The organism is Leptolyngbya sp. FACHB-1624 (assembly GCF_047649235.1).
GTDB lineage: Bacteria > Cyanobacteriota > Cyanobacteriia > Leptolyngbyales > Leptolyngbyaceae > Leptolyngbya > Leptolyngbya boryana.
In genome coordinates this window covers 254,959-280,018 of the sequence record NZ_CP180258.1, presented here as the reverse complement: position 1 = coordinate 280,018, position 25,060 = coordinate 254,959, and the positions used below count along the sequence as shown (strand labels likewise).

Below are 25,060 nucleotides of genomic sequence, written 5' to 3'. Positions count from 1 at the left end.
CGAAGCTGCTGGTTTTGCATAGCAGAAGCACTCCAAAGTTTGAAACTTTGGAGTGCTTAAAATTCGGGCGAGTTTACTTAACCGTTGACAACATTGCCGCCGTTTGGATGCAAGATTTGCCCACTCATGTAGCTCGAATCACTCGATGCTAAGAAGACATAGCTCGGTGCAACTTCATCAGGTTGTCCAACTCGCTGCATCGGAACTTGCTTACCGAATGATTCTACTTTCTCTTCAGGAAATGTAGACGGAATCAAGGGAGTCCAGATAGGACCTGGCGCAACCCCATTCACTCGAATTCTTTTTTCAATCAAAGATTGGGAGAGCGAGCGCGTAAATGCAACAATCGCACCCTTCGTCGAAGAGTAATCGAGTAACTGTGGACTACCTTGGTAAGCAGTTACAGAAGTTGTATTGATGATCGAACTTCCCTCTTTGAGATGCGGCAATGCTGCCTTCGTCAAAAAGAACATACTAAAAATGTTCGTGCGGAAAGTTCGCTCTAACTGTTCTGAAGTAATATTCTCGATCGATTCTTGAGGATGCTGCTCAGCGGCATTATTGACCAAAATATCGAGATGACCGAATTCATCGATCGTCTTTTTGACAATCGATTGGCAGAGCGATTCATCCCCAATATCGCCCGGAAGGGCAAGACATCTGCGCCCTTCTTGTTCGACAAGTCGAGCCGTTTCTTTTGCGTCGTCATGTTCATTCAAATACGCGATCGCAACGTCTGCACCTTCTTTCGCAAACAAGATCGCCACCGCACGACCAATTCCGCTATCGCCTCCAGTTATGAGTGCAACTTTACCGGAAAGTTTCCCTGCTGCTTGATATCTTTCTCCAGAACTTTGTGGTGCAGGAGTCATTTGCAACTCATGTCCGGGCTGCTGGTCTTGCTGCTGTGGAGGCTGCGACTTCTGCTTTTCTGGCGATGCTTGTACCATTGACTTGCTCCTGTTGTTTTCGATGTTCTGTAGAGGATTGGGCGAAATGGATGTAAAACAAAACGAGCTCGCCCAAAACCGGGACTCTACCGCCAAACTCGATGGCCATCTTCATCTAGTCTTGCTAAGCGGATCATGTCGGAAATTTCTTCTGCATCTTTGACATGGTGTAACGCTTTCTTTTCGCCATCTGGAGTCTCAAACACAAAATAGGTTGGGACTGTAATGTGATCACCAGTGATGTCAGGGGCATCGACTGCTACTTGCTGTGCTTTTTCTTCGAGAGATTTTGACGGATCAATGCGATCGCCCGGATTCGATGCTAAATATTCCTTAGCAAGCTCTTTTTGCTGTTCTAATTTTTGCTGGGGATCAACTTCTGCTGAGGTCATCGGTTGATTGATTCCAGATTGAGTTTCTGCTGCTGAATCTTTATTCATAATAAAAAATTGAATTCTTCTTAGTACCAACATAAAAAAAAGAGGCAGTTTATACCTCTTTCAAACGGTGAGTTATCGTATCTTTCAAAGGTGAGATAGATACTAAGGACGGCGATTTGGGCCAACTCCAATTACTGCAACTTTATGTCGGTAAATTAGCTCTGCTCCATACCATCCAGTAATTCCTAAAATTGCAGACACAAATAGCGAAATAATCATTCCAGTCGGCAAAATTGCACCCGTTTCGTTGCCCCATCTCAACCATAAATTGATCGCAGATAAAGTTAAAGCTGCAATATTTCCTACCATATGCGCCCAGCCTGCACTGTGCTCCCGAACGCGCCCAATTCTGAGAAAATCGCTCATTCCAGTTGCTGCTGCAACGAGACCTGTGACCAGTCCTCCAACCAGTAGCCAAAATGAAGCTCTTGCCCAGAATGGATCGCTAGTAAACCAATACGCTGCATCTGTTACCAATGTACCTGTGAGAAATGCGATCGGAAAAGTCACAATCAGTGGATGCAGCGGATGCTTAGCAATATGAACGGTGCTAGGCACGCCACTATCGCGCAATTCTGCTTCATCTGATTCGATCAATAAAGGAATATCCGGTGTCGTTTTCGTCATAGTGTTCTCCTAATTAACTTGGAAATTGATGAACAATTGCTTCAGATTCCAGAATCATTCTTCCGGTCTGAACATCTAACCGCTTTAACTGCAAAGACATTCCCTCAAGCTCAAAATTGCTTAGATTCAATAGCTCTTTTGACTGATTGAGTAACGCTTCAGTTAGCTCTGGAGAAAGTTCTTGATTATCAGTCGGTTCAACATTTTCAAGTACGACTTGCTGTCCAGATTCGCTAATCTTTGGAACTGCTGTAAATGCAACGTGTTTTCTTTCTTGGCTGGCTTGCAAAAGTACATCAGTTGCTAAAGAAACTTTTCCTTCTCCAGGTAATCCAAATTCAATTTTCTGCATGTCTACGGTGGCAGGTTCACCATTCACATGCACATTTAAGTTCTGCATTTTTTCTCGGACGAAATCGGAGTTAAATGCACGATTGATATCTGCTTCAGTTAAAGTCACGATCGCTTCTGCTTCAGTCGGATGAGCAAGCTCAATCTTTCCAAATGCCACGCTCAAAGGATTAATTGCAACCGCTCCCGTATTGAGTTCCATTTTCTCAATCCGCAAGTCTTGCTTCATCACCATGCCTTCGCCTTCGATCGCAACTGAATCGACTGCGCCTGTCATGATTTTGAGCGGATCCGTTTCAATTTCAACGTCTAAGGTTTCCACCTCATCCAGTTGGCTTTTAATTCCTAGCTCTGCAACTTTACTGACTGCCTGTTCACCTAAATCGGGCATGTCCCTCTCCTGTGCCATCATTCAGCGCTACTCTAGAACATCTCATCTCGGCTCTAAATCTGCACACTGATAGAGCTAGACCTATGCCTAGAGGGAGGCAACGTGAGTCGGCAGTTCCACTGTAAACATTGAGCCAAGCCCAACCTGACTTTGAACGGAGATCGTTCCTCCCATCAGTTGCGTGAGAGATTTTGTAATCGCTAACCCCAAGCCTGTGCCATTCTGTAGTCGAGTGGAAGATTGATCTACTTGTCGAAATTCCTGAAAAATCGCGTCTAATTGACTATCATCAATGCCAATTCCCGTATCTTGAACCACGATCGCAATTCGCCCAGTTTTCCTGACTTCCACTTTCACAGAAACTGAACCTGAATGAGTAAATTTGATCGCATTTGAGAGCAGATTGACGATAATTTGCTTCAGCCGAATGCGATCATTCGTCACGAGAAGGGAGTGACTTTCAAACTGGACATCCAGGTCTAAACTCTTTTGCTCAGAGAGCGATCGCATTTCTTGAACGGTTGCTTGAATCAACTCAATCAGATCAAAGGTTTCTAGCCTCAACTCAAAGCGATTGGCTCGTAAATTAGAAAAATCTAAAATATCTTCAATCAAGCCCAATAAGTGCTTCCCGTTTTGAAAAATTCGTTCGATTAATCGAAGATGATGCGGCGGAACTTGCTGATGAAACTGCCTTAAAAGTAAATTGGAAAATCCAATAATGGCAGTTAAAGGAGTTCGCAATTCATGCGACATCGTTGAAATAAACTGCTCCTTTAACTGTACCGATTCAATTAATTCTAAATTCTGTTTTTGAATGGCTCTCAGTTGAGATTCGATTTCTTTTCGAGCCGAAATATCGCGTAAAATCCATCTCAAAGCAGCCGTTTCCCCCCGATTGTTTTTGACAGCCGCGATCGTTAATGCTGCTTCAAATCTCTGTCTATCTTGAGTGATAAATCCCATCTCCCATTCTCGAACTTGTTCAACCGATTGCAGTTGAACCAAGAGCGATCGAAAAATATTTCGCTGCTCCTCTGAGACAAAATTCATCAGAAGTTTGCCGATAATATACTTTCTTTCTATGTTAAATAGCTCAGCAGCGGCGCGATTTGCTTCTTGAATCTTGCCATGTTTATTGGTAATTAAATATCCATCCGGAGCAAATTCAAATAATTCTTGATAGCGTTGTCTTTCAATTTCAAGCGCGTGTCGAGTTTCAAAAAGCTGCTGATTTTGACGGCACACTTCTTGTTCAAGGACTTTTAATTCTGATAATGCTTCTGAAAGCGCGTTGAGATAATCTGAAAATGTATCAGAAGAATCAGATTGATTGACCGCTTCATGGATTTGATTAAATCGCTCATCGATTGTATCTAATTGATCAGCAATTTTTTGACGATCGCGAAGATTGTCTGATTCATGGCTCATAATGTCCGATCGCCCTGAAAATACGAAATGAATAAAGATATAAAAATTTCTGTGACTATTTTTGCAAATTTTTAAGATAGACAACTCTATCAAGAGAGCAGGATTCTGAGAAAGTACGCTAGATTGTTCACAAGCCAACCCAATCTCTCTTCATCTATGCCGATCCGAGATCATCGCTGGTTCGTGCCAACATTGCCCGTCGAACCAGAAATCTTTCAGATATATCGAACGACACATCAGTTTTACTATGAAGTTCAATCGCGAGATGAGCACGATCGCTATTGTGAATGGTACGCAACCGTTTCAATGCAACATCGCCGCGAACTGGAAACAATGCGCGGCGATGTCAATGTATTCAGATGGTTTCGACGCAGATCCAGTTAGCTAGATCGCCTCAAGTTCAAATTCTTGCAGGTGAGCACGAAACTTGCCAGCAAACTTGACGAGATAAGGAAAATTTGCGCTCACCGGACGACCCTGCCATTCTTTGACGATCGCTATAATTTCACCTTCTTGACCTTTGATATCAAATGCCTCGTTGCGGTGTTCTGGATGGTGATACACCACCACTGATTCTTTAACTCGAACGCGATCGCCAATATTCATAACCTTGAGTGTCCCTCTTTCCGCAAGATTCACCACAGTCGCTTGCCCTGTATGAACGATAGATAACCTTTTTATCTTTGCATAATGCGTGTCAATCGCTCTATCGCTTCAGCAAATCGTTAGGCACGAATTGACGCAATGATTCGACTTTCGACTTGATCTGCTGCTCCATCCCTTTAATTTGCTGCTCCATTCCCACCGGATCTCGATAATACCAAGTTCCCAGTGCAGTACCACCGCCCAACAGCAGAACCAGCAAAGTTTTGAGCCAAATCCGGCTCTTGCGTTTCCGTGGGACAACTTCAGTCGGCGGGATCACGACAGGAGCGGGTAAATCCTGATCGTCTTCCCCAGTCACAAATGACATCGGCAATCGCAATTCCGGCAGCGAGGATGAAACTTGACAGTGCGTCAGCACGATCGAAGCATTGTCATGCCCATTGCGCTGATTGGCAAAGTCGAGCCAAGATTTCACCGCCGACTCTAGCGAAAATTTATCCTGCAAGATCAGTTCTGCATAATCTGCCCAAGATTGCTCGACAAAGCCGTTATCGCTCATGCCGTCTGAACACAGCACTAATAATCCGTCTTCTTCGATGATGAAGCGTCTGACACTCGGATGGAGATGATGCCCTTCACGAGTTCCCATCGCTTGCGTCAATGCGCCCGAATCAGGGCGTTTCAGCGCTTCTCGATACAACGATCGACCCATTCGCACTTCTCGCACCGCAACATCATCATCGACGGTCAATTGGTGACAATATTCTGGCGTAATCCAATAGGCGCGACTGTCACCGACATTGACGATATACAGTTCGTGACCGTTATTAGAAACAGACCCACTCGTGAGCGTAACGCATTGGGGAATCTGCAACGCCATCACTAAGGTCGTGCCCATGCGTCGCCGCGCCATGCGATTCTGAGCATCATTTTTAGCGGCGATGAGATTATTCACGACTCGCACGATCGCGGCGAGTTGATCACAAATCAAATCCGGCGGCAAAAGTTCGGGTTGATGCGCGATTTCCGACAATAACGCTTTGACTTGCAGTTGAATCGATTGCACAGCGAGTTGACTTGCCACTTCTCCGCCATCGTGTCCGCCAATTCCATCACAGACGATCGTTAATCGCGCCGATAATTCATCAAACGATTGCGTCTTCGTGTGTAACGGGTAACAAGTGTCTTCGTTATGCGATCGCCGTTTTCCAACTTCAGTTGCCCCGATGACTTGCGATCGCAACGGCAACGCCGCCGCCTGTTCGAGCAATAACGCATTCAACTGCGTTGAAATATCGCGATAGCTGACATTTGCTGCCTGCATCAACGTACACAGCGCTTGTAGCTTATCGGCAATAATCGGCTTGGCATCCGGCAATAGCACGAGCCAACTCTGCGCCAAATTTGCGAGCGTCGGTCGATTAAAGGATTCGCTCGTCTGTCCTTCGTCAAAAATCAACTCTTGTAATCGAATCCGCCAGCCTTCAATCCGCACCTGCTCCGGCGATAACAAACTCGATGCCACGCCTAATTCAGACAGAGGAGTCCACAATTCCAGCATTTGCCAGAGCCAATAGACCTGCCGAGTCGCAGTGCCTTGATGCCATACTTGCGCGATCGACGGCTGCAATTCCCCGTTCTCAGTGAGCGGCACGTTTTCCAACAGTAGAATCTCGTCGCCGCCCTCTCGGCAAACTCCATACACTTCTGGCACATGCAGCCGATACGGATACAACAGCATATAAGTCTGTGCGATTTCCGAGACGGCAAGCGGCACTTGAGGATCGACTTCGGGTTGGGTATCTAGCCAGATTTGGGCTGCCTTCACCTGATAACGAGCCGCGATTGTTGTGCCAGGCTTCTGATTTTGGGCGGTCGCTCCTACTGCCCAGAGATAGTGAAACCCTTGCGCTTGAGACCGATCGATCGCCAGCGCCGACGTATAGTTGGGAAGATTAGACGTGGAATTCATAAGGGAGAAGCTAGGATGAAGAAGCGAATCGCAGTGCATCTTAGCGCCGACTGAGTGGAAAAGCTACAGTCATTGCCGGAATGTTGCATTTGCGGTTTGAAGTCTGTATTAAAGCATGACTTCTCATCGGGGGAACGCTACATTTTAATTCCTCAAACTGGAAACTCAATGTCTCTATGAATCCTACTGTTCTATGGCTATTGCTTGGGGCGGGATTGTGTCTAGTCGAATTCATTCTGCCAACCGCATTTGTCGCCTTTGTCACGGGGATTAGTGCGTTTTGTGTTGCAATGGTGGCGCACTGGTTGCCTGTGAATCTCCAAGCCATTGTTTGGGTGATCTTGTCGATCGCGATGGTGCTGTTTTCCCGTCGGTTCGTCAATCGCCGTGCCAATTTAAAACTCGATGCCAGTGAAGCTGAAACCCTCACTGAAATCCGGTCGGGACAACTGGGGCGAGTTTGCTATGAAGGCAACTCTTGGGCGGCGCGCTGTGAAAGTTCTCATCTCGATATTCCCGCAGGTGTCCGCGTTTATGTCGTCGGACGCAAGGGAACAACTTTAATTGTCATGCCCGAAGATATTTAAGGAGAAAAATTTATGTGGGGTTGGTTGATTGCGTTAGTCGTGGGCGGCGGTGCAGTTTCAAGCGTCAAAATTATTCAGCAAGGAAATGAAGCCCTGATTGAACGTTTAGGAAGCTACGATCGTAAACTTTCGCCAGGGTTAAATTTTGTCTTGCCGGGACTCGATCGCGTGGCATTCCAAGAAACGATTCGAGAGAAAGTGCTCGACATTCCACCGCAAGGCTGTATTACGCGGGATAACGTTTCGATCACGGTGGATGCTGTCGTCTATTGGCGCATCGTCGATATGGAGAAAGCCTATTACAAAGTGCAAAATCTACAATCGGCAATGGTGAATCTCGTGTTGACCCAGATTCGAGCCGAGATGGGGCAGTTGGAATTAGATGAGACGTTCACGGCGCGATCGCAAATCAACGAAATCTTACTTCGAGAACTCGACACTGCCACTGATCCTTGGGGAGTCAAAGTTACGCGGGTTGAGTTGCGAGATATTGTGCCGTCGAAAGCCGTCCAAGAATCAATGGAATTGCAAATGTCGGCAGAACGTCGCAAGCGGGCAGCAATTTTGACTTCTGAGGGTGAGCGAGAAGCTGCGGTCAACTCAGCTCGGGGTAAAGCAGAAGCGCAAGTTCTCGATGCAGAAGCGCGTCAGAAAGCAGTGATTTTGGCTGCTGAAGCTGAGCAGAAAAGTATTGTTCTGAAAGCTCAAGCAGAACGTCAGCAAGCCGTGTTGAAAGCTCAAGCAACTGCTGAAGCAATTCAGATTGTGACTCAAGCCCTGAAAGATGATGTACGTGCGGCTGAAGCAGGTAAAGTCCTCTTGGCACTCGGCTATCTGGATATGGGCAAAACTGTGGGTCAGAGCGGAAGCAGCAAGGTAATGTTTATGGATCCTCGCAGCATTCCAGCAACCTTACAGGGAATGCTGTCGATCGTCGATGAGAACGGCAAAGCTTAGCTTCTCGAACTATCAAAAGTTGGAGTTCTCTAAAAACTCCAACTTTTGGCGGGTAAATTGTGCGGAAAGTCATTCTCTATTTTCCGCCAAAAGTTGGTTGCAACAGTGTTCAATCCGGGGAAACGCCAGAGTTTAAGCGCTCAGCCCAGTTAAAATGCGACAAATTGAGAGAAATCTCTCATTCGCAAACCTGCTCGATTCAGTATTAAATCTTCTTGTTCCCACAGAAGATTTAGAATGCGAGCAAATTTGAAATCGAGTGTGTCAAGGTTTGATAGAGTGCTAAATCTACCCAAGCTTATCGAACGCTCGTGATTACTTCTGAACATCCTAAACCTGTCTATCAGGTTGGGGGCAGTCTACCGCCTCGATCTACCAGCTATGTCTATCGGCAAGCCGATCAAGATTTATTTCAAGCCTTGCGCAATCAGGAGTTCTGCTATGTGCTCAATGCGCGGCAGATGGGCAAATCTAGCTTGCGGGTGCAAACTGCGTTACGACTACAAGCAGAAGGAGTCAGTTGCGTCACGATCGATCTGACCGAAATCGGTACCCAACAAATCACGATCGAGCAATGGTACGCTACGATCGCTGCTTTTCTTGTCAGACGATTTCAACTCGATATTCATCTATCCCAGTGGTGGGAGTCACATGCTCATCTCTCACGAGTCAATCGTTTGGGTGAATTCATCGAAATCGTTTTACTGACTCAAGTTCAAGATCCAATTGTAATTTTTATTGATGAAGTTGATAGTGTTCTCGGTCTGAATTTTCCGTCAGATGACTTCTTTGCCCTCATTCGGACTTGCTTCAATAAGCGCACAGACAATCCTGCCTATCAGCGATTAACCTTTTGCTTGATCGGCGTGACGACTCCCAGTGATCTGATCGCCGATCGCGCTCGGACTCCCTTCAATATCGGACAAGCGATCACGCTACAGGGCTTTCAATTAACAGAATCGACTCCACTGCTCTGTGGATTGCTCAACTTTCCCGATCCAGAAATGATTTTGCGTCACATTCTCGATTGGACAGACGGACAGCCATTTCTGACCCAAAAGCTCTGCAACCTCGTTCAAAACACCCTGCTTGAACATCCTGAAGAAGCTTCGCCAGCCTGGATTGATCAACTGGTTCAGACCCATTTACTTCAACACTGGGAAAGTCAGGATGAACCTGAACATCTCAGAACGATTCGCGATCGCTTATTGCTTCGAGAAGAATGGGCAGGACGGTTGCTCGGACTCTATCAACAAGTGCTACAAAACCGTGGGATTGCCTGTGATGATAGTTTGGAACAGACCGAATTATTGCTCTCTGGTTTAGTCAAGAAGCAACAAGGGACGCTACAAGTCAAAAATCGAATTTATCGAGAAGTTTTCACCTTAGAGTGGGTCAATCAACACTTGAGCCGATTGCGCCCTTATGCGGAAGCCTTCAATGCGTGGATGGTTTCTCAGCAAACCGATGATTCTCGCTTGTTACGAGGGCAAGCGCTAGCAGATGCTCAGCAGTGGAGTCAAGGCAAACATTTAAGCGACTTAGATTATTGGTTTTTGTCAAGTAGTGAACAATGCGATCGTCGAGAAATGCAACAGGCTTTGGAAGCAACCCAAGCCAGGGAAATCCAATCCCGATTGCTGCAAGAACGCAAAGTTGTCAAGTTGCAGCAGACATTACTTGGAAGTTTAGCAGTGCTGTCTGCGATCGCAGTGGGGATTAGCGGATTTGCGCTGCATCAATATCGAGAGTCAAGAGTGAGCCAAATTCGAGCCTTAGCTTCTTCTTCAGAAGGCTTGTTCGCCTCAAATCGACAGTTGGATGCCATGATTGACGCGATCGAAGCTGAACAGCATCTCCGCAAACTCCAGCCCGTCGATACGTATACGATCGCAAAAGTAGAAGCTGCTTTACGGCAAGCAGTCTATGCAACTAATGAAACTAACCGTTTAATTGGGCATCAAGGCTCAGTTCTGACAGTTGCGATCAGTCCAGACAGCCAAGTTATTGCTACTGGTAGTAATGATAAAACAGTCAAGCTCTGGTCGCAAGATGGAACCTTACTCAAAACGTTAAAGCACACTGCGACAGTGCATCGCGTTGCGTTCAGCCCTGACAGTTCTCGCGTTGTAACCGGAGGCTTAGATGGCACAGTCAATCTCTGGAACATCAATGGTACTCCGTTAAAGACAATTCAGGCACACCAGTCTCCAGCTTGGGGAGTTGCTTTTAGTGCAGATGGACAAACGATCGCGTCAGCTAGTGCAGATAAAACAGTAAAAGTTTGGACAGTAGATGGCAAGCTACGATCGACCTTAACTGGTCATGCAAAAGCCGTTTGGGGCGTTGCTTTTAGTCCGGATGGACAAACAATTGCTTCAGCAGGGGTCGATCGTGTCATCAAATTGTGGAATCTGAAGGGGCAGGAGCTCAAAACACTCAAAGGGCATCGAGCAGCCGTTTGGGAAGTCACATTTTGCCCGCAGACGAATTTGATTGTTTCGGTGAGTGGCGATCGCACAGCAAAACTTTGGAGCCGAGATGGCAAGCTTGTCAGAACTCTCCAAGGCGAACGTCCCATGATTGGGGTTGCTTGTAGTGCAAATGGTCAATTTATTGCCACAAGTGGGACGGATAACTTTGTCAGTCTTTGGAAGCCAGATGGAACTTTAGTTCGACATCTAAAGCAGCATAATGCCGTGATTCGCAGTGTGGCATTAAGTGCTGATGGACTGATGGCAGCTTCTGCGAGTGACGATGGGACTGTCAAACTTTGGCAGCGAAATCAATCTCTCTTGAGACCCCTGAATGGTCATCAGGACGTCATTTGGGAAGTTGCAACGAGTCCGAATGGAAAACTGATTGCAACCGTGAGTGGAGATGGCACACTCAAACTATGGAACATGAACGGAACTTTGATCCAAACGATTCAAGGCAGAGAAGCGGGCTTCCGCAGTGTTGCTTTTAGCCAGGACAGTCGAATTCTGGTCACAGGGGATATGAATCGCACGGTTCAACTCTGGAAGGTGAACGACTCTAAACAATTTTCGCTTCAACGATTGCGAACGCTAACTGGGCACGAAGCGAGTGTCTATGCAGTCGCAATGAGTCCCGATGGTCAAACAATTGCATCTGCCGGAGATGACAAAACGATCAGACTTTGGACGATCGAGGGCAAACCGCTGCATCGCTTCATTGCTCACCAAGAAAGAATTTGGAAGCTTACTTTTAATCCGCAGGGGAACATGCTTGTTTCAGCCAGCGAAGATGGAACCGCTAAACTCTGGACAACAAAAGGTCAGCAGATCGCAACTCTACCCGGACAAGGAGCTATCTGGGGAGCTGCCATTCGTGCTCAAGGGGATATGATTGCTTCGGTCAGCCGTGACGATATGCTGAGGCTATGGCGACCAGATGGCAGCTTAATTAAAAGCATTCCTGGGCAGAGCCGAGGATTAACACGAGTTGCTTTTAGTCCTGATCATCAAATGATCGCAACGGCTGGAGTAGACAATACCGTAAAACTCTGGAGTATCACTGGAGAGTTGCTCAGAACATTACCCGGTCATCGTGGCATCGTCATCAGCCTTGCTTTTAGTGCAGATAGCCGTCATTTGATCTCGGGTGATGATGATGGACAGGTCATTCTCTGGGATTTGCACGCAATTCGTGTCCTCAACCCTTTCGCCTACGCTTGTGATTGGGTGAAAGACTATCTGCGGACAAATCCAGAAGTTCACGATCGCCGGAATCTCTGCCAACAATAATGCTCATAGATTCCTGCTCAGACTGCTCCTGAATATAGATGACGTAGAGCATCGTCGCGATCGCAGAATCAGCAGGGCACTCTACAGCTAATGATCGATGCTTTAGAGAGTTGAGAAAGATGATGCGTGGATTGCTCTGTATCGGGCTAGTCAGCTTAGGCACAATTTCAATCTTAGAACAGGCTCACGCTCAAAATGTCGTTGCTGATAGTTCACTCGGCACAATTGTTACAGGCAGTGCCAATTCTATAATTACAGGTGGCACTCGTCCAAACAACAGTTCCAACCTATTTCACAGCTTCAGCCAGTTTTCTATTCCTACAGGTGGCTCTGCCACGTTTGATAATGCGCTTGATGTCGTTAATATCTTCAGTCGGGTGAGTGGAGGAGCCGCCTCCAACATTGATGGACTCCTTCAGGCGAATGGAACTGCCAACCTATTTCTGCTTAATCCGGCAGGGATTTTATTTGGGACAAATGCTCGCTTAAATATTGGCGGATCATTTGTAGGGACAACCGCCGATCGCATTCAATTTGCAGATGGCTCTCAATTCGTTGCAACCGATCCCAATCCCGCCCCCCTTTTAACAATGAGCGTCCCCAGCGGGCTGCAAATGGGACAAAGTTCGAGTAGCATTCAGGTTCAAGGTCAAGGTCATCAGATTCTGCATCTCCCTATCTTTTTAGAACCTGCCACTCGTAACCCTCAGCAGGTCGGCTTAAAAGTGCAACCCGGAAGAACTTTAGCGCTCATTGGCAACGGAATTCAACTTAACGGCGGTGTGCTCATTGCAGAAAGTGGGCAGGTGAATCTAGCAAGCTTGAGCACAGGAACAGTTCAGTTTGATTCCACCCTGCCTCAATGGAATTTCAAAGCGGACACCACTGCAAAATTAGCAAATATTCAGCTTACGCAAGCTTCGCTCCTTGATACGAGTGGCAATCCTGGGGGGTCAATTCATCTACAGGGAAAAGACATTCAGATTCAGAACAGTTCTATGCTGTTTGTTCAACATTACGGAACACAAGCAGCAGGTCGTATTCAAGTCAAAGCAGACTTACTAGAACTAAGCGGTGCACTCCGCAATCGGGATCAAAGTTTAATTCTGAGTGAGAATCTAGGCAGCAGTCCCGGTGCTCACATCGATATTTCAGCCCGGCAAATCGTGGCACGCGATGGAGGTGAAATTCTTTCTACAACATTCCGCAATGGAGGAATGGGCGGCGATATTTCAGTCAATGCGCGTGACTCAATCCAACTCTTTGGGGTTTCACCCTTTGATGGCACTCGCTTTAGCGGCATTGGCGCACCGTCCAATTTAGGGGGAGGTCGAGGTGGTAACATCTCGATTACGACTGGAGATTTTATTGCTAGGAATGGAGCAGGCATCATTTCTCGTGTTCTGGGGGGACGAGGCACTGGGACGATTCAGCTGCGCTCAGATAGCATTTCCCTAATCGGCGAAAATCCAGTTATTGCTGGTAATAGCAGCATTGTTTCTTCAACCTTTCTCGGTGGAGATGCAGGCGCGATCGTGATTGATACGGGGCGGATTGTCCTCGGAGCATCTGGGGCGATTTCTGCAAGTACGTCTGGTACTGGGAATGCAGGAAGTTTAACGGTGAATGCTCGCGAATCGATCGAGATTGACGGCTCGAATGTGGCTTTAGCTTTACCCAGCCGAATCTCAGCATCCGGGCAGCAGCTCTCCGCCCGATTTCGGCAGATCTTTGGACTCCCGGCTCTACCCACAGGAAATGGTGGGAACTTAGTGGTCAATTCGCCGAATATCACTATCCGAAATCAAGGATTTATTGCAGCTGAGAATGTTGGCAGTGGCAATGCTGGCGATCTCAAGATTAAAGCCGACTCGATTTTACTAGAGCGACAGGGTCAGATTAGAACCTCAACCACTGTAGGTCAAGGGGGAAATCTAGAACTCACAGCACGCGATTCACTGATTATGCGGCATCAGAGTTTGATCAGTGCACGAGCAGGTGAAAAAGGAAATGGTGGCAATATCATGATCAATGCTCCAATCCTTGCGGGCTTTGAAAATAGTGACATCATTGCCAATGCAGTTCGCGGTCGCGGCGGCAATATTCAGATTACAACTCAGGGAATTGTTGGACTCCAGTATCGTCCTCAACTTACCCCTGACAACGACATTACAGCGAGTTCCGAATTTGGGGTGAATGGTTCTGTTCAAGTCAAAAATGTCGGAGTTGATCCAAATTCTGGGCTAATGACGTTATCGGAAACGCTTATCGATACTAGTCAGCAAGTTGCAGAAGGGTGTTCATCTGCGAAAAATGGCAGTTTTATTATCACCGGGCGTGGGGGAATGCCTGAAAATCCTACTGAACGTGTCGTGCGAGATCGTCCTTGGGCAGATCTTCGCGCTCTCAGCCCCACATCCGTTACTAGTTCACCGTCAACCCTGCCGCCAGCGCCCTTAATCGAAGCGACTTCCTGGTATCGTAATCCTCAAACGGGTCGCATCGAATTGATCGCGGATCGACCTAACCACACAACCCTATCCGCAACTTGTAGTGTTTCTTCTGATATCACTTCACAAGTTGATTGAGCAAGTCGTCAACTACATTCATCTTAATGACCTACTAGAGCAATCAACTCCAGTAGGTGAAACAAGCCCCGAAACCGCTACATTTAAAGACATGGCATTGGAGAAACGCGATGTTTAATTTAGGCTGGGTTGAAATTGGAGTCATTTGCCTTGTGGCACTGCTCATATTTGGGCCGAAAAAGATCCCTGAACTGGGCGGAACTTTTGGCAAAACGCTGCGGAACTTTAAAGAAGGCATGACCCAAGCGGATGAGCCAGACGAGATTGAACCTGGCGACGATCGCTAAATCCTTAAGTACGGTCGTCCTAGAAAATTAGACGGTTATCCTCCCTCGTTGGTTTGCAAATTCCCTCGGTAGAGTGGGGTGTAGAACTACAGGAAAGTTTACAACTGTAAGTAGTTCACGCTCCTCTGCTGTTGGCGCATTTGTCAACGCAGACCTCGCATAGTGGAGAAAGCCCGATGTTTGAATACTTCACCGATCAGGCGATCGAGACCATCATGTTTGCCCAAGAAGAAGCCCGCCGACTGCGGCAGAACTCTGTGGGCACAGAAGCAGTTTTGCTGGGCTTACTCAGACAGGATGATACGATCGCCGTATCGGTCTTGCATGAATTGGGCGCAGACCTAAGCAAAGTGCGCTCAGAGGTCGAAAAAATTGTCGGTTATGGAAATGGTGCGTCGTTTGGAGAACTTCCCTTTACGCCCAAAACGCGCCAAATCCTGGAACGAGCGCTACAACAAGCCCAGATGATGGGAATGCGCTACGTTCGTGCAGAACACATTTTATTAGCCTTAGTCGATGACAACCAAGGCGTTGCCATCAAAGTCTTGAGCCAATTGGGTCTAAGTCCGGCTGAAATCCGTGCCCACATCACCCGCGCTCAAGCGGAACCGATGGCAGTAGGACAACCGACTGCACCTCGAAAAGCGACTGGCTCGAATAAATTAGTCGCCCTGAACGAGTTTGGGACAAACTTGACCCAGATGGCAGCAGAAGGAAAGCTCGATCCCATGATTGGACGGCAGAAGGAACTCGATCGCGTCATTCAAATTCTCGGTCGCCGCTCCAAAAATAATCCAGTTTTAGTCGGCGAACCGGGTGTGGGTAAAACTGCGATCGCAGAAGGACTCGCCCAACGAATTTACGACCAAGCCGTGCCTGAGATTTTGCAAGATCGGCAAGTCTTTATGCTCGATATGGGCGGGTTGCTGGCAGGAACTCGCTTTAGAGGTGAATTCGAGGAACGCATGAAGCAGATTCTCGATGAAGTTCAGCAGTCCGGTAACGTCATTTTATTCATTGACGAAATTCATACCCTCGTTGGCGCAGGTTCGATCGGGGGCGGAATGGATGCCGCGAATTTGATGAAACCTGCTTTGGCACGCGGTCTGTTGCAGTGCATTGGCGCGACGACTTTGGATGAGTATCGTCAACATATTGAGCAAGATGCCGCCTTAGAAAGGCGATTCCAACCCGTCATGGTGGGCGAACCCAGTGTTGAAGAAACGATCGACATTCTTCGAGGATTGCGCGATCGCTATGAGCAACACCACCAATTACTCATTGACGATGCAGCAGTAGAAGCAGCGGCAAAATTAGCCGATCGTTATATTACCGACCGATTCTTGCCGGATAAAGCGATCGACTTAATCGACGAAGCAGGCTCTTTAGTGCGATTACGGCATACCAATCCCGCCTTAAAAGCTCTGAAGAAAGAACTCCGGCAAGTGCAGAAAGAAAAACAAGCGACCGTCGCAGCGCAAGATTTTGACAAAGCTGGCACACTCCGCGATCGAGAATTAGAACTTGAACGCGAATTGTCTGCTGGAGTTCCAGAGGCTGCAATGCCGACTGTGACCGAAGAAGATATCGCGCAAGTTGTCGCATCTTGGACAGGTGTTCCGGTTAGCAAACTGACGGAATCTGAATCAGCGATGCTGCTGCATTTAGACGACGTTCTGCATCAGCGAGTCATTGGACAAAATGAAGCAGTGAGCGCAGTCGCACGAGCAATTAAGCGCGCTCGCGTTGGACTGCAAAGCGCCGATCGCCCGATCGCATCCTTCATTTTCTCAGGACCGACAGGTGTGGGTAAGACTGAACTCGCAAAAGCTTTGGCAGTTGCGGTGTTTGGCTCAGAGGATGCCATGATTCGGTTAGATATGTCCGAATATATGGAATCTCACACCGTCTCGAAATTGATTGGCTCGCCTCCTGGCTATATCGGCTATGACGAAGGCGGACAGTTGACCGAAGCGGTTCGCCGCAACCCCTATACCGTCATTCTGTTTGATGAAGTCGAGAAAGCGCACCCAGATGTCTTTAATCTGATGCTGCAATTACTCGATGATGGTCGTTTGACCGATGCAAAAGGGCGCACGGTCAGCTTCAAGAATACCTTGTTGATCATGACTTCAAACTTAGGGTCAAAAGTGATCGAGAAAGGTGGCGCAGGTTTAGGATTTGCGACTGAAACGGGTTCCTCAGATAGCGTCCAGTACAATCGCATCCGGACTCTCGTGAATGACGAGTTGAAGCAATATTTCCGCCCGGAATTTCTCAACCGTGTGGACGAGATTATTGTATTCCGTCAATTGACTCGTCCCGAAATCATTGAGATTGCTGACTTGATGATTCAAGAAGCGGCAACTCGGATTGCGGAGCAAGGCATTTCCCTCGAAGTCAGCGATCGCTTCAAAGAACGAGTCGTTGTAGACGGTTACAACCCCAGTTATGGAGCACGTCCATTGCGTCGCGCGATTGCTCGGTTACTCGAAGATAGTTTGGCTGAAGCCTTCTTAGCAGGTCAAATTCAGAGGGGAGACACCGCGATCGCCGATGTCGATGATGATCAGCAAGTGGTGATCAAAGCTGTGAAAATGCCCGTCTCGATCGCCGCTTCTGCGTAGGTTTTCTCTGCAAATCTACCTTAAATAACGCTTGATCAAAAGCCTTATGTATCTACATAGGGCTTTTTCTGTGTTCTTCGCTTTAGGAAGTCACACCAGGCTTGAAAGTTACCCCTCTTCTGCCTCGTCGAAGCCTACTTGAACAAGCTATCATTCAGACAATCCTGTCATTCTGGACGGCGATTTGGATCAATCGTCGCGAATCAGAGCTAAAAGCGAACAATGCTACAAATTTCTAGAACTGTGAGTATTCCCGATGATGAGATTGAGATGAGGGCAGTCCGTTCTCAGGGAGCGGGTGGACAAAATGTGAATAAAGTTTCCACAGCGATTCATCTTCGATTTGATATTCAAGCTTCTACATTGCCCGATCGCTATAAAGAAAAACTGCTGAAGCTCAGTGATCATCGGATCACAAAAGAAGGAGTCATTGTCATTAAATCGCAAGAGCATCGCAGCCAAGAGCAGAATCGGGAAGAAGCATTGCAGCGACTTCGAGCACTGATTCAGAGTGCAATGATTGTGCCCAAGCCTCGTAAGCCCAGTCAGCCGACCCGCAGTTCTCAGAGGAAACGGTTAGATTCCAAAACTCGCCGCAGTCAAATTAAATCGATGCGCGGAAAAGTAACCGATGAGTAGCGTTGATATCTAGTTTGCTCCTGAATCAATGAAAGGAATCGCCAAACCCCATAAAACGAAATAAGATATAGTTCTTATGTTCTGCTCGTTTTACTTGCCTCATGCCTACCAAGCTCCTGATTGTCGAAAGCCCCGGCAAAGTGAAAAAACTCAGCCAAATTCTCGGCTCAGATTGGCTGGTGAAAGCCAGCATGGGACACGTTCGGGAACTCGCGAGCGATGGCATTGACTCCCTCGGATTCGAGCTAGAACCGGGCAAAGTCAAGTGCCGATTTGTCCCCAGAGGAACCCGTGGCAAAGAGACGATCGCGCAACTCAAATCTGCCGTCCAAAAAGTCAACACCGTCTACCTTGCTACCGACGACGATCGAGAAGGCGAAACGATCGCATGGCATCTGCAACAAGCGCTCCACCTCAAACAACCGCAGCGCGTTGTTTACAGCGAAATTACTGCACCTGCGGTCAAACGAGCGATCGCTCATCCCCGCCTTCTCAATCAAAACCTCGTCGATGCCGGACTCTGCCGCACCGTCCTCGACAAACTCGTCGGCTACAAAGGCTCCCCCTTGCTCTGGAAATTGCAGAATGGAGCAAAATCAATGGGACGAGTCCAAAGCGCCACACTTCACATTCTGTGCGATCGCCAACGTCAAATCGAAGCGTTTGTCCCACAAGATTATTGGAATGTCTTTGTCGAATATGCAGAAGGCTTTCGCGCTTTCTACCACGGCTCAGACACGCCTGAAGCTGAAGCTACACCAGATGATGCAACTCCCGCTAATGAACGCAGCACTCCCGAATCAACTCGCGTGCTCAGCCAAGCTGAAGCCAATCGCTTAGTTCAACAAGCCCAAGCTTATCCGCATCACATTTTGTCGATCGAGGGCAAAATCGTAAACCGTACCCCGCCACCGCCCTTTGTGACTTCTAGCTTGCAGCAAGCGGCTGGCTCGCGCCTTAAGTTTAGTCCTGAAAAAACGATGCAGGTCGCGCAGTCGCTCTATGAAGCGGGACATATCACCTATATGCGCACGGATAGCATTGAACTCAGCCCAGAGTATTGCAATGCAGCCCGACAATGGCTCACAGACCATGATCCAGACAATGTTCCGAAGAAAGTGACGAACCATCGAAAAGTAAAAGGCTCACAAGAAGCCCACGAAGCAATCCGCCCAACTGATATCAATCGAGCGTCGGCTCACCTGAAACTCGAACTTTCAGGTGATGAATTTGCCCTGTATGTGTTGATTTGGAAACGTGCGATCGCATCTCAATGTCAGCCTGCTCGGGTGCGCCAGACTCGAATTTTGACCCGATCGGGCAACATTTCTTGGCAAGCCAAAGGACAAGTGATTGAATTTGCAGGCTACAGCAAGTACTGGAATAACTTAAGTGCTGATGTTGAATTGCCCTTGTTGCAAGCCAATCAGGCTTTAACCTTAGCGCAAGCAGCACACGAACAAAAGCAAACCCAACCTCCACCTCGTTATAGTGAACCCAAATTAGTTCAAGTCATGGAACGGCAAGGAATTGGACGACCGAGCACCTATGCTCCGACGATTCTTACTTTAAAAGAACGAGCTTACGTAGATGTGGTGAAAGGAGTTCTACAACCGACTGCTCTAGGTTTAGATGTTGATCGCTTTTTAGCTGATGCTTTGCCGGATTTACTTCAATCTGCATTCACTGCTGAGATGGAGCGATCGCTCGATTACATTGCAGCAGGTCAGCAAAATTGGCAAAAGTATCTCACAGCTTGGAATGAGACGTACTTTGAACCCGCGTTATTAAAAGCAGAGCGAATTCTTCCGCAACATTTGACAAATTCGCCCATTCCACGATCAACAAAGCAACTTCAACTCTCTAGAACTCGATGCCCAAGCTGTGAAAAGCCGCTTGCTAAAGTTCCAAGTAGCAAAGTCAAAAAGAAATACTTTCTCAAATGTGTAGAAGGTTGTGAGAATGTTGTTTTGTTTTGGTCTGAGCGATCGAAACGTTGGGAAGCTCCACAAGCCAAAAGCGATCCATCTGAGTTAGCAAAACCACAACTCACCGATTTTTCCTGTCCAGTTTGCCGAAAAGCGTTAGAACGCTATGACTATCAAAAAGAAGGACAGACCAAAACGTTACTCCGTTGTTCAAATCCCAAAGCCAGAACAGATCCTAAGCACAAAGATGTGGTTTACTTCCAAACAGAAAAAGGTTGGTGGAGTCCAAAATTTGGAGAACTAAAACCAACCTAATTGTTCGATCGTGTTGTTATGCAGACCAATCTATCGGTTGGGGTAATAGTTGAAAGGTTATCGGTTAGCCACAAATGCCTCAGAAATTTATTATGAAGGCGATGGGAAATCTTAACGTTAGTGCTTGAAGCATGGAGTAAAATGTACAAGCCTTAACTAAAAATTTCTATGATTCGATTGACCATACCCCATGACACAAGTGCATTACTTGCTTTGGCAGAGGCAACAGGGCTTTTCGAGTCAAATCAAATTGAAGAACTCGCTCAAATGCTAAATCAGCATTTCAGTAACGAAACAGATAGCCAAGGTATATGGCTCACCGACTACGATAATGAGCCAGTGGGGGTTGCCTACGTTGCGCCAGAACGTATGACAGACGGGACATGGAATCTCTATCTGATTGCTATTCATCCCAACCACCAAAAACAGGGACGCGGAGCCGTGTTGTTGCGATATGTCGAGCAAATGCTCGCTGAGCGCGGTGAGCGTGTGCTACTAGTGGAAACATCTGGAACAGACGACTTTGAATACGTTCGCGCATTTTACCGCAACAATGATTACGTGGAGGAAGCGAGAATTCGCGATTTCTACACAGACGGTGTCGATAAAATTGTCTTTCGCAAGTCACTGAGAAGTGTTGCTGCATAACATAATCCCGTTGCACACCGATCGTATCGAGTTGGTTGGTTGAGAACGAAAATTTACTAGCGGCGGGTGAGCGGGGTCGTTAGTTCGCGTTATTTAGGTTGTTTACTATACAGTCCGTAATACGTTCCGTTCTCGACAAGAATGAGTAACAGACCCTTCAAGGTACTTTTCTCGAACTCAATGGTGGTTAGCAGGCACAAAAAACAGTAAAACAGTTTGTCGCGTTGATAGAGCGAGTTGAACGGCTAGAGTGAGCCTGCTGAGGCTTGAAATTTACCGAGCAATAGTAACATAAACTGTAGGGATAGCTTGGAAAATAGCTGACTAGAATGCTTATTGTCAAACTGCACTTTAATCTGGAACCTCAATGATGATAATTGCTGAACAGATTTATGCACTCGTGAAATCTCTTCCTCAAGACCAAGCAAACGAAGTCCTGACTTTTGCTGAATTTATTCATGCTAAACATCTCAAGGATAATCAATCATTGAGTACAGTAAGCTCAACGGACTGGTCAGAGTTCGTTTATTCTCTGGATGGAGCATGGGCAGAAGACTTTCCTACCCTAGAAGCAATTCGTGCTGAATCAGGACAGGACACCCTGCGGGAGAGCCTTTAGATGTATGTTTTGGATACCAATACCCTGATCTACTACTTCAAAGCACAAGGGCTGCCCATTGGTTCACTAGATATTTTAATTGCAGGAACAACCCTGACACTTCAGGCAACTCTTGTCACCCATAATGTCAACGAGTTTTCCCGAGTTTCGGGACTGGCGATCGCAGATTGGTATTGACGATTCATCAGTAAGCTTCAAACTGCTCCCACAGCCTGTCAATAGAGCAGAAATAACGAATTGACTGGGTCGCAGTCGATTTACTCTAAACCTAACTCGCGCTTCAGCAAACTAATCGACTTACTGACAATAAAATTCTCGCAACAAATCACTTGCGGCGGACGAATAATATCATCCCGCGAAGCCGAAATCGTCGCCTTCACCGTCGCACAACTCACGTGATCAAAACTAAAAATCGTCTGTGCAGTTCTCACCATCGCATTGAGTTTGTAGCGATCGTTCACCTGCGCCGTCATGACCAACAAATCATCTCCGCGTAAACTGTGAATAATCACCTCAGCCACGCCAACCGTTCCCGCACTCAAACTGACAATCCCGAGGCAAGTTCCCTTCGGCATCGTCTTCACCATCTTCAATTCCTGCTCAAAGTCATAAATATCAACCGGAATCACCCGCGCCGCTTTTGGCATCGCGATCGCTTCCGCTTGAGCAATAAAATATCGACTCGTAACCACCGTACTTGAGCGCGTCTGATCCAACACTTGCGCCAGTTCTTCCATTGGAACAAGCTGCATCGGAATTGCCAGAGCGCGTTCTAACTCCCGCATCAACACTTCCCCATTGGCAATATCATGCAGCGGAGCCGTGACCAGAACCGAAGCACTACACCGCAATCTCCAATCGATTTCTGCTAGAAATAATTCTCGTGCTTGTCCGAGCGAACATCCTTGTTTCACAAGCTCATCTAAGCTGGTTTGGATAATTTTATGCGCTTGGGGATATTGCTCAAGCAGAGGCGATTTAATATGCGCTGCGGTGTCATCATGCCCCTGGTCGCGTACATAAATTCCTGAACCCGCTTGGGCATCTACGACCCCTGCATCTTCAAGCTGGCGATAGACCTTACTAATCGTATTGCGGTGCAGCCCGGTTTGCATTGCCAACTGACGCGTACTCGGCAAGCGATGTCCCGGTGGAAATTGCCGCGATGCGATCGCGAATAAAATCTGGTTATAGAGTTGAGTTGATGCCGGGATATCACTATCTGGCTGAATATGAAACTGCACCATGCCCGTGCCTCAAGCTACGTTCTCTAAATAATTTTTACCGTGCAAATCCTTACATTATTCGTTAATCAGAATCTGCTTTTATCGTCCACTAGTTTAAGTGCCACACTGGATAAAGAAGTTGGGTATTTTTTCGGTTTGTCATTTGATTTACTTTGGCGCATCAGTATTATTTCTGACTTGCTTAAACCTTGAATCTAACTCGCTTTCAACCCCTTCACTCACCTCAATGGCAACAGTATAACTCGTAGAATTTCGATTGCCTTTTTTGAAAAAATCCGTGATGTAGGTTATCTAGGTTTCTCTTTTTTTGAACTGTAAAGATAAATAAAGCTTCTGCTGATTTTTTTGGCAAGTTTTGGTTAAAAATACTGAGAGTTGCAGTGTGAACGATCGTGAATTCCTCTTGGATCAAAATTTCTAACCAATCTCTCGACATTGATGCTTATCTGGCTGAACCCAGTTCGCCAACTTCAGCGGCGATCATTGTCATTCAAGAAATCTTTGGTGTGAATCCTCACATTCGAGATGTGACAGAACGATTCGCGCAAGCCGGATATATCGCGATCGCGCCCGCTATTTTTCAGCGAACGGCTCCTGGATTTGAAGTCGGATATAGCCAAGAAGAGACGAAACTTGGGCGATCACATAAAGATCAAACTCAGGCTGACCAATTGTTAAGCGATTTGAAAGCGACGATCGATTATCTAAAAGCGAAAGGCATTCAGAAAATTGGGGTGATCGGCTTCTGCTTTGGTGGACACGTTGCCTATTTAGCGGCAACCCTGCCAGATATTCAAGCCACCGCTTCGTTTTATGGCGCAGGCATTGTCACGATGACTCCCGGTGGAGGTGAGCCGACCGTTTCTCGAACTCCAGACATTCAAGGAACGCTCTACGCCTTTTTTGGAACCCAAGATCCGTTAATTCCGGTTGAACACATTGATCAAATTGAAGCGGCGCTCAAAGCGCACCATATTGATCACCAAGTGTTTCGGTATCCAGTAGGGCATGGTTTTTTCTGCGATCGCCGCGCTGATTATGATTCGACTGCCGCCGCTGATGCTTGGGAGAAAGTTAACGCGTTGTTTTCGAGATTGAAGGACTAAAATGGAAAGCTGATACTTTGTTTCTTAGGACCTATCTCCAATGCCATCTCGATCGACAGATGCTTCCTTTTCGATGGAAGATTTCGCAAAAGCCTTAGAGCAACACGATTATGAGTTTCAGAAAGGAAAACTCGTGACGGGTAAAGCCTTTAGCTACGAAAGCGATGGGGCATTAGTTGATATTGGAGGCAAGTCTCCTGCGTTTCTGCCGATCGAAGAAGCGAGTGTACGGCGCGTGAATGATGTTTCGGCTGTGCTGCCCTTAGATGAAGAACGCGAATTCATTATTGTTCGCGAACAAGATGCAGATGGACGGGTAACCATTTCGCTGCGTCAGCTTGAAGTGCGAAAAGTTTGGGAACGCCTAGCCGATTTGCAAGCGAACAATCAGAGTGTCCAAGTTCGGGTCACGGGCATGAATAAGGGCGGCGTGACTGTAGATGTTCAAGGACTGCGAGGCTTTATTCCGCGATCGCATCTGGTTGAGCGTGAAAATTTAGAAGCGCTGAAAGGACAAACCCTATCCGCAACGTTCTTAGAATTGGATCGCGATCGTAACAAGATTGTTTTATCGAACCGTCTCGCAGCGCGGACTGTGAATTTCAGCCAGCTAGAAGTTGGGCAAGTCGTAACTGCAACGATTACCAGCTTAAAGCCGTTTGGTGCGTTTGCTGAGTTTGATAGCACAACAGGGTTGTTGCATATTAATCAAATCAGCAAGAACTATGTTGAATCGCTGTCTTCACTGCTAAAAGTTGGACAAGAAATTAAGGCGATGATTGTGGATCTCGATGAAGGTCGCGGTCGGATTTCGCTTTCGACACGGGTGTTTGAGAACTATCCTGGAGAAGCGATCGAAGATTTTGCGAAACTGATGGAAGAAGCAGAATCGCGGCAAGAACGAGCTAAGAAAAACTTACTCGGATAGGTTCCTGATAAATCTTGTTGCATCAGCGACTCTGGAGAAATCTAGGGTC

General features: G+C 47.1%; 22 protein-coding genes. 14 read left to right on the top strand and 8 right to left on the bottom strand.

What is annotated here, in order from left to right:
- Window positions 1-77: 77 nt before the first annotated feature.
- From ACMUEV_RS01205 to ACMUEV_RS01185, 5 genes are all read right to left on the bottom strand, one after another.
- A complete protein-coding gene (locus ACMUEV_RS01205; RefSeq protein WP_190649701.1) occupies window positions 78-950 on the bottom strand; it encodes an SDR family oxidoreductase in 873 nt (290 codons plus the stop codon).
- Window positions 951-1,036: 86 nt separating this feature from the next.
- Entirely contained in the window at window positions 1,037-1,390 is a 354-nt protein-coding gene (locus ACMUEV_RS01200; protein ID WP_199329386.1) for a hypothetical protein, read from the bottom strand.
- 102 nt (window positions 1,391-1,492) lie between these two features.
- Window positions 1,493-2,017, bottom strand: coding sequence for a DUF2231 domain-containing protein (locus ACMUEV_RS01195; RefSeq protein ID WP_017291129.1), 525 nt, complete (start codon window positions 2,015-2,017; stop codon window positions 1,493-1,495).
- Window positions 2,018-2,030: 13 nt separating this feature from the next.
- The gene (locus ACMUEV_RS01190) at window positions 2,031-2,759 is read right to left on the bottom strand and encodes a DUF2993 domain-containing protein (RefSeq protein WP_190649702.1); all 729 of its coding nucleotides are present in this window, start codon (window positions 2,757-2,759) and stop codon (window positions 2,031-2,033) included.
- Between the two features lie 87 nt (window positions 2,760-2,846).
- On the bottom strand, window positions 2,847-4,190 hold the full coding sequence (locus ACMUEV_RS01185) for a sensor histidine kinase (protein WP_190649705.1): 1,344 nt from the start codon (window positions 4,188-4,190) through the stop codon (window positions 2,847-2,849).
- 156 nt (window positions 4,191-4,346) lie between these two features.
- Between ACMUEV_RS01185 and ACMUEV_RS01180 the strand changes: the two genes are divergently transcribed.
- On the top strand, window positions 4,347-4,574 hold the full coding sequence (locus ACMUEV_RS01180; RefSeq protein WP_017291132.1) for a hypothetical protein: 228 nt from the start codon (window positions 4,347-4,349) through the stop codon (window positions 4,572-4,574).
- Here the strand turns inward: ACMUEV_RS01180 and ACMUEV_RS01175 are convergent, their stop codons facing one another.
- The gene (locus ACMUEV_RS01175) at window positions 4,575-4,832 is read right to left on the bottom strand and encodes a ferredoxin-thioredoxin reductase variable chain (protein ID WP_317135202.1); all 258 of its coding nucleotides are present in this window, start codon (window positions 4,830-4,832) and stop codon (window positions 4,575-4,577) included. It abuts the gene before it with no gap.
- A 64-nt stretch (window positions 4,833-4,896) separates the two neighbouring features.
- Window positions 4,897-6,768, bottom strand: a complete 1,872-nt coding sequence (locus ACMUEV_RS01170; RefSeq protein ID WP_190649707.1) for a PP2C family protein-serine/threonine phosphatase — start codon at window positions 6,766-6,768, stop codon at window positions 4,897-4,899.
- 176 nt (window positions 6,769-6,944) lie between these two features.
- Here ACMUEV_RS01170 and ACMUEV_RS01165 point away from each other — a divergent pair, with 176 nt between their 5' ends.
- The 11 genes from ACMUEV_RS01165 to ACMUEV_RS01115 all read left to right on the top strand — a co-directional run bounded on the left by ACMUEV_RS01165 (window position 6,945) and on the right by ACMUEV_RS01115 (window position 21,907).
- Complete coding sequence (locus tag ACMUEV_RS01165; protein ID WP_017291135.1) at window positions 6,945-7,355, top strand: NfeD family protein; 411 nt, start codon at window positions 6,945-6,947, stop codon at window positions 7,353-7,355.
- A 12-nt stretch (window positions 7,356-7,367) separates the two neighbouring features.
- Window positions 7,368-8,312 (top strand): SPFH domain-containing protein, encoded by a 945-nt coding sequence (locus ACMUEV_RS01160; protein WP_017291136.1) that lies wholly within the window; start codon window positions 7,368-7,370, stop codon window positions 8,310-8,312.
- A gap of 311 nt (window positions 8,313-8,623) precedes the next feature.
- Window positions 8,624-12,079, top strand: coding sequence for an AAA-like domain-containing protein (locus ACMUEV_RS01155; RefSeq protein WP_190649709.1), 3,456 nt, complete (start codon window positions 8,624-8,626; stop codon window positions 12,077-12,079).
- A gap of 119 nt (window positions 12,080-12,198) precedes the next feature.
- Window positions 12,199-14,667, top strand: a complete 2,469-nt coding sequence (locus tag ACMUEV_RS01150) for a beta strand repeat-containing protein (protein WP_190649711.1) — start codon at window positions 12,199-12,201, stop codon at window positions 14,665-14,667.
- A gap of 110 nt (window positions 14,668-14,777) precedes the next feature.
- A complete protein-coding gene (locus ACMUEV_RS01145) occupies window positions 14,778-14,954 on the top strand; it encodes a twin-arginine translocase TatA/TatE family subunit (protein WP_017291139.1) in 177 nt (58 codons plus the stop codon).
- A gap of 176 nt (window positions 14,955-15,130) precedes the next feature.
- Window positions 15,131-17,581 (top strand): ATP-dependent Clp protease ATP-binding subunit, encoded by a 2,451-nt coding sequence (locus ACMUEV_RS01140; protein WP_190649713.1) that lies wholly within the window; start codon window positions 15,131-15,133, stop codon window positions 17,579-17,581.
- A 222-nt stretch (window positions 17,582-17,803) separates the two neighbouring features.
- Window positions 17,804-18,220 (top strand): alternative ribosome rescue aminoacyl-tRNA hydrolase ArfB, encoded by a 417-nt coding sequence (gene arfB, locus ACMUEV_RS01135; RefSeq protein WP_190649715.1) that lies wholly within the window; start codon window positions 17,804-17,806, stop codon window positions 18,218-18,220.
- A gap of 101 nt (window positions 18,221-18,321) precedes the next feature.
- On the top strand, window positions 18,322-20,463 hold the full coding sequence (gene topA / locus ACMUEV_RS01130) for a type I DNA topoisomerase (protein WP_190649717.1): 2,142 nt from the start codon (window positions 18,322-18,324) through the stop codon (window positions 20,461-20,463).
- Window positions 20,464-20,631: 168 nt separating this feature from the next.
- Complete coding sequence (locus ACMUEV_RS01125; RefSeq protein WP_190649719.1) at window positions 20,632-21,111, top strand: GNAT family N-acetyltransferase; 480 nt, start codon at window positions 20,632-20,634, stop codon at window positions 21,109-21,111.
- Between the two features lie 367 nt (window positions 21,112-21,478).
- Entirely contained in the window at window positions 21,479-21,730 is a 252-nt protein-coding gene (locus tag ACMUEV_RS01120; protein ID WP_199329387.1) for a DUF2281 domain-containing protein, read from the top strand.
- Window positions 21,731-21,907 carry a hypothetical protein gene (locus ACMUEV_RS01115; RefSeq protein ID WP_017291145.1) on the top strand — a complete coding sequence of 59 codons (177 nt, stop codon included), beginning with the start codon at window positions 21,731-21,733 and terminating at the stop codon, window positions 21,905-21,907.
- Window positions 21,908-21,987: 80 nt separating this feature from the next.
- On the opposite strand, the gene ACMUEV_RS01110 is transcribed toward ACMUEV_RS01115, so the two are convergent.
- Complete coding sequence (locus tag ACMUEV_RS01110; RefSeq protein WP_017291146.1) at window positions 21,988-22,977, bottom strand: GntR family transcriptional regulator; 990 nt, start codon at window positions 22,975-22,977, stop codon at window positions 21,988-21,990.
- A gap of 392 nt (window positions 22,978-23,369) precedes the next feature.
- Here ACMUEV_RS01110 and ACMUEV_RS01105 point away from each other — a divergent pair, with 392 nt between their 5' ends.
- Complete coding sequence (locus ACMUEV_RS01105) at window positions 23,370-24,083, top strand: dienelactone hydrolase family protein (protein ID WP_190649721.1); 714 nt, start codon at window positions 23,370-23,372, stop codon at window positions 24,081-24,083.
- 40 nt (window positions 24,084-24,123) lie between these two features.
- Window positions 24,124-25,011 (top strand): S1 RNA-binding domain-containing protein, encoded by an 888-nt coding sequence (locus ACMUEV_RS01100; RefSeq protein WP_190649723.1) that lies wholly within the window; start codon window positions 24,124-24,126, stop codon window positions 25,009-25,011.
- The last annotated feature ends 49 nt before the right edge of the window (window positions 25,012-25,060 follow it).

Excerpts from the sequence above, each read along its gene's own strand:
- ACMUEV_RS01180 (WP_017291132.1), top strand. The coding sequence starts at position 4,347 with ATGCCGATCCGAGATCATCGCTGGTTCGTGCCAACATTGCCCGTCGAA.
- ACMUEV_RS01100 (WP_190649723.1), top strand. The coding sequence starts at position 24,124 with ATGCCATCTCGATCGACAGATGCTTCCTTTTCGATGGAAGATTTCGCA.
- ACMUEV_RS01120 (WP_199329387.1), top strand. The coding sequence starts at position 21,479 with ATGATGATAATTGCTGAACAGATTTATGCACTCGTGAAATCTCTTCCT.
- ACMUEV_RS01200 (WP_199329386.1), bottom strand. The coding sequence starts at position 1,390 with ATGAATAAAGATTCAGCAGCAGAAACTCAATCTGGAATCAATCAACCG.
- ACMUEV_RS01190 (WP_190649702.1), bottom strand. The coding sequence starts at position 2,759 with ATGCCCGATTTAGGTGAACAGGCAGTCAGTAAAGTTGCAGAGCTAGGA.
- ACMUEV_RS01195 (WP_017291129.1), bottom strand. The coding sequence starts at position 2,017 with ATGACGAAAACGACACCGGATATTCCTTTATTGATCGAATCAGATGAA.
- ACMUEV_RS01165 (WP_017291135.1), top strand. The coding sequence starts at position 6,945 with ATGAATCCTACTGTTCTATGGCTATTGCTTGGGGCGGGATTGTGTCTA.
- ACMUEV_RS01170 (WP_190649707.1), bottom strand. The coding sequence starts at position 6,768 with ATGAATTCCACGTCTAATCTTCCCAACTATACGTCGGCGCTGGCGATC.
- ACMUEV_RS01140 (WP_190649713.1), top strand. The coding sequence starts at position 15,131 with ATGTTTGAATACTTCACCGATCAGGCGATCGAGACCATCATGTTTGCC.
- arfB (WP_190649715.1), top strand. The coding sequence starts at position 17,804 with ATGCTACAAATTTCTAGAACTGTGAGTATTCCCGATGATGAGATTGAG.
- ACMUEV_RS01205 (WP_190649701.1), bottom strand. The coding sequence starts at position 950 with ATGGTACAAGCATCGCCAGAAAAGCAGAAGTCGCAGCCTCCACAGCAG.
- ACMUEV_RS01110 (WP_017291146.1), bottom strand. The coding sequence starts at position 22,977 with ATGGTGCAGTTTCATATTCAGCCAGATAGTGATATCCCGGCATCAACT.
- ACMUEV_RS01185 (WP_190649705.1), bottom strand. The coding sequence starts at position 4,190 with ATGAGCCATGAATCAGACAATCTTCGCGATCGTCAAAAAATTGCTGAT.
- ACMUEV_RS01150 (WP_190649711.1), top strand. The coding sequence starts at position 12,199 with ATGATGCGTGGATTGCTCTGTATCGGGCTAGTCAGCTTAGGCACAATT.
- topA (WP_190649717.1), top strand. The coding sequence starts at position 18,322 with ATGCCTACCAAGCTCCTGATTGTCGAAAGCCCCGGCAAAGTGAAAAAA.
- ACMUEV_RS01115 (WP_017291145.1), top strand. The coding sequence starts at position 21,731 with ATGTATGTTTTGGATACCAATACCCTGATCTACTACTTCAAAGCACAA.
- ACMUEV_RS01145 (WP_017291139.1), top strand. The coding sequence starts at position 14,778 with ATGTTTAATTTAGGCTGGGTTGAAATTGGAGTCATTTGCCTTGTGGCA.
- ACMUEV_RS01125 (WP_190649719.1), top strand. The coding sequence starts at position 20,632 with ATGATTCGATTGACCATACCCCATGACACAAGTGCATTACTTGCTTTG.
- ACMUEV_RS01160 (WP_017291136.1), top strand. The coding sequence starts at position 7,368 with ATGTGGGGTTGGTTGATTGCGTTAGTCGTGGGCGGCGGTGCAGTTTCA.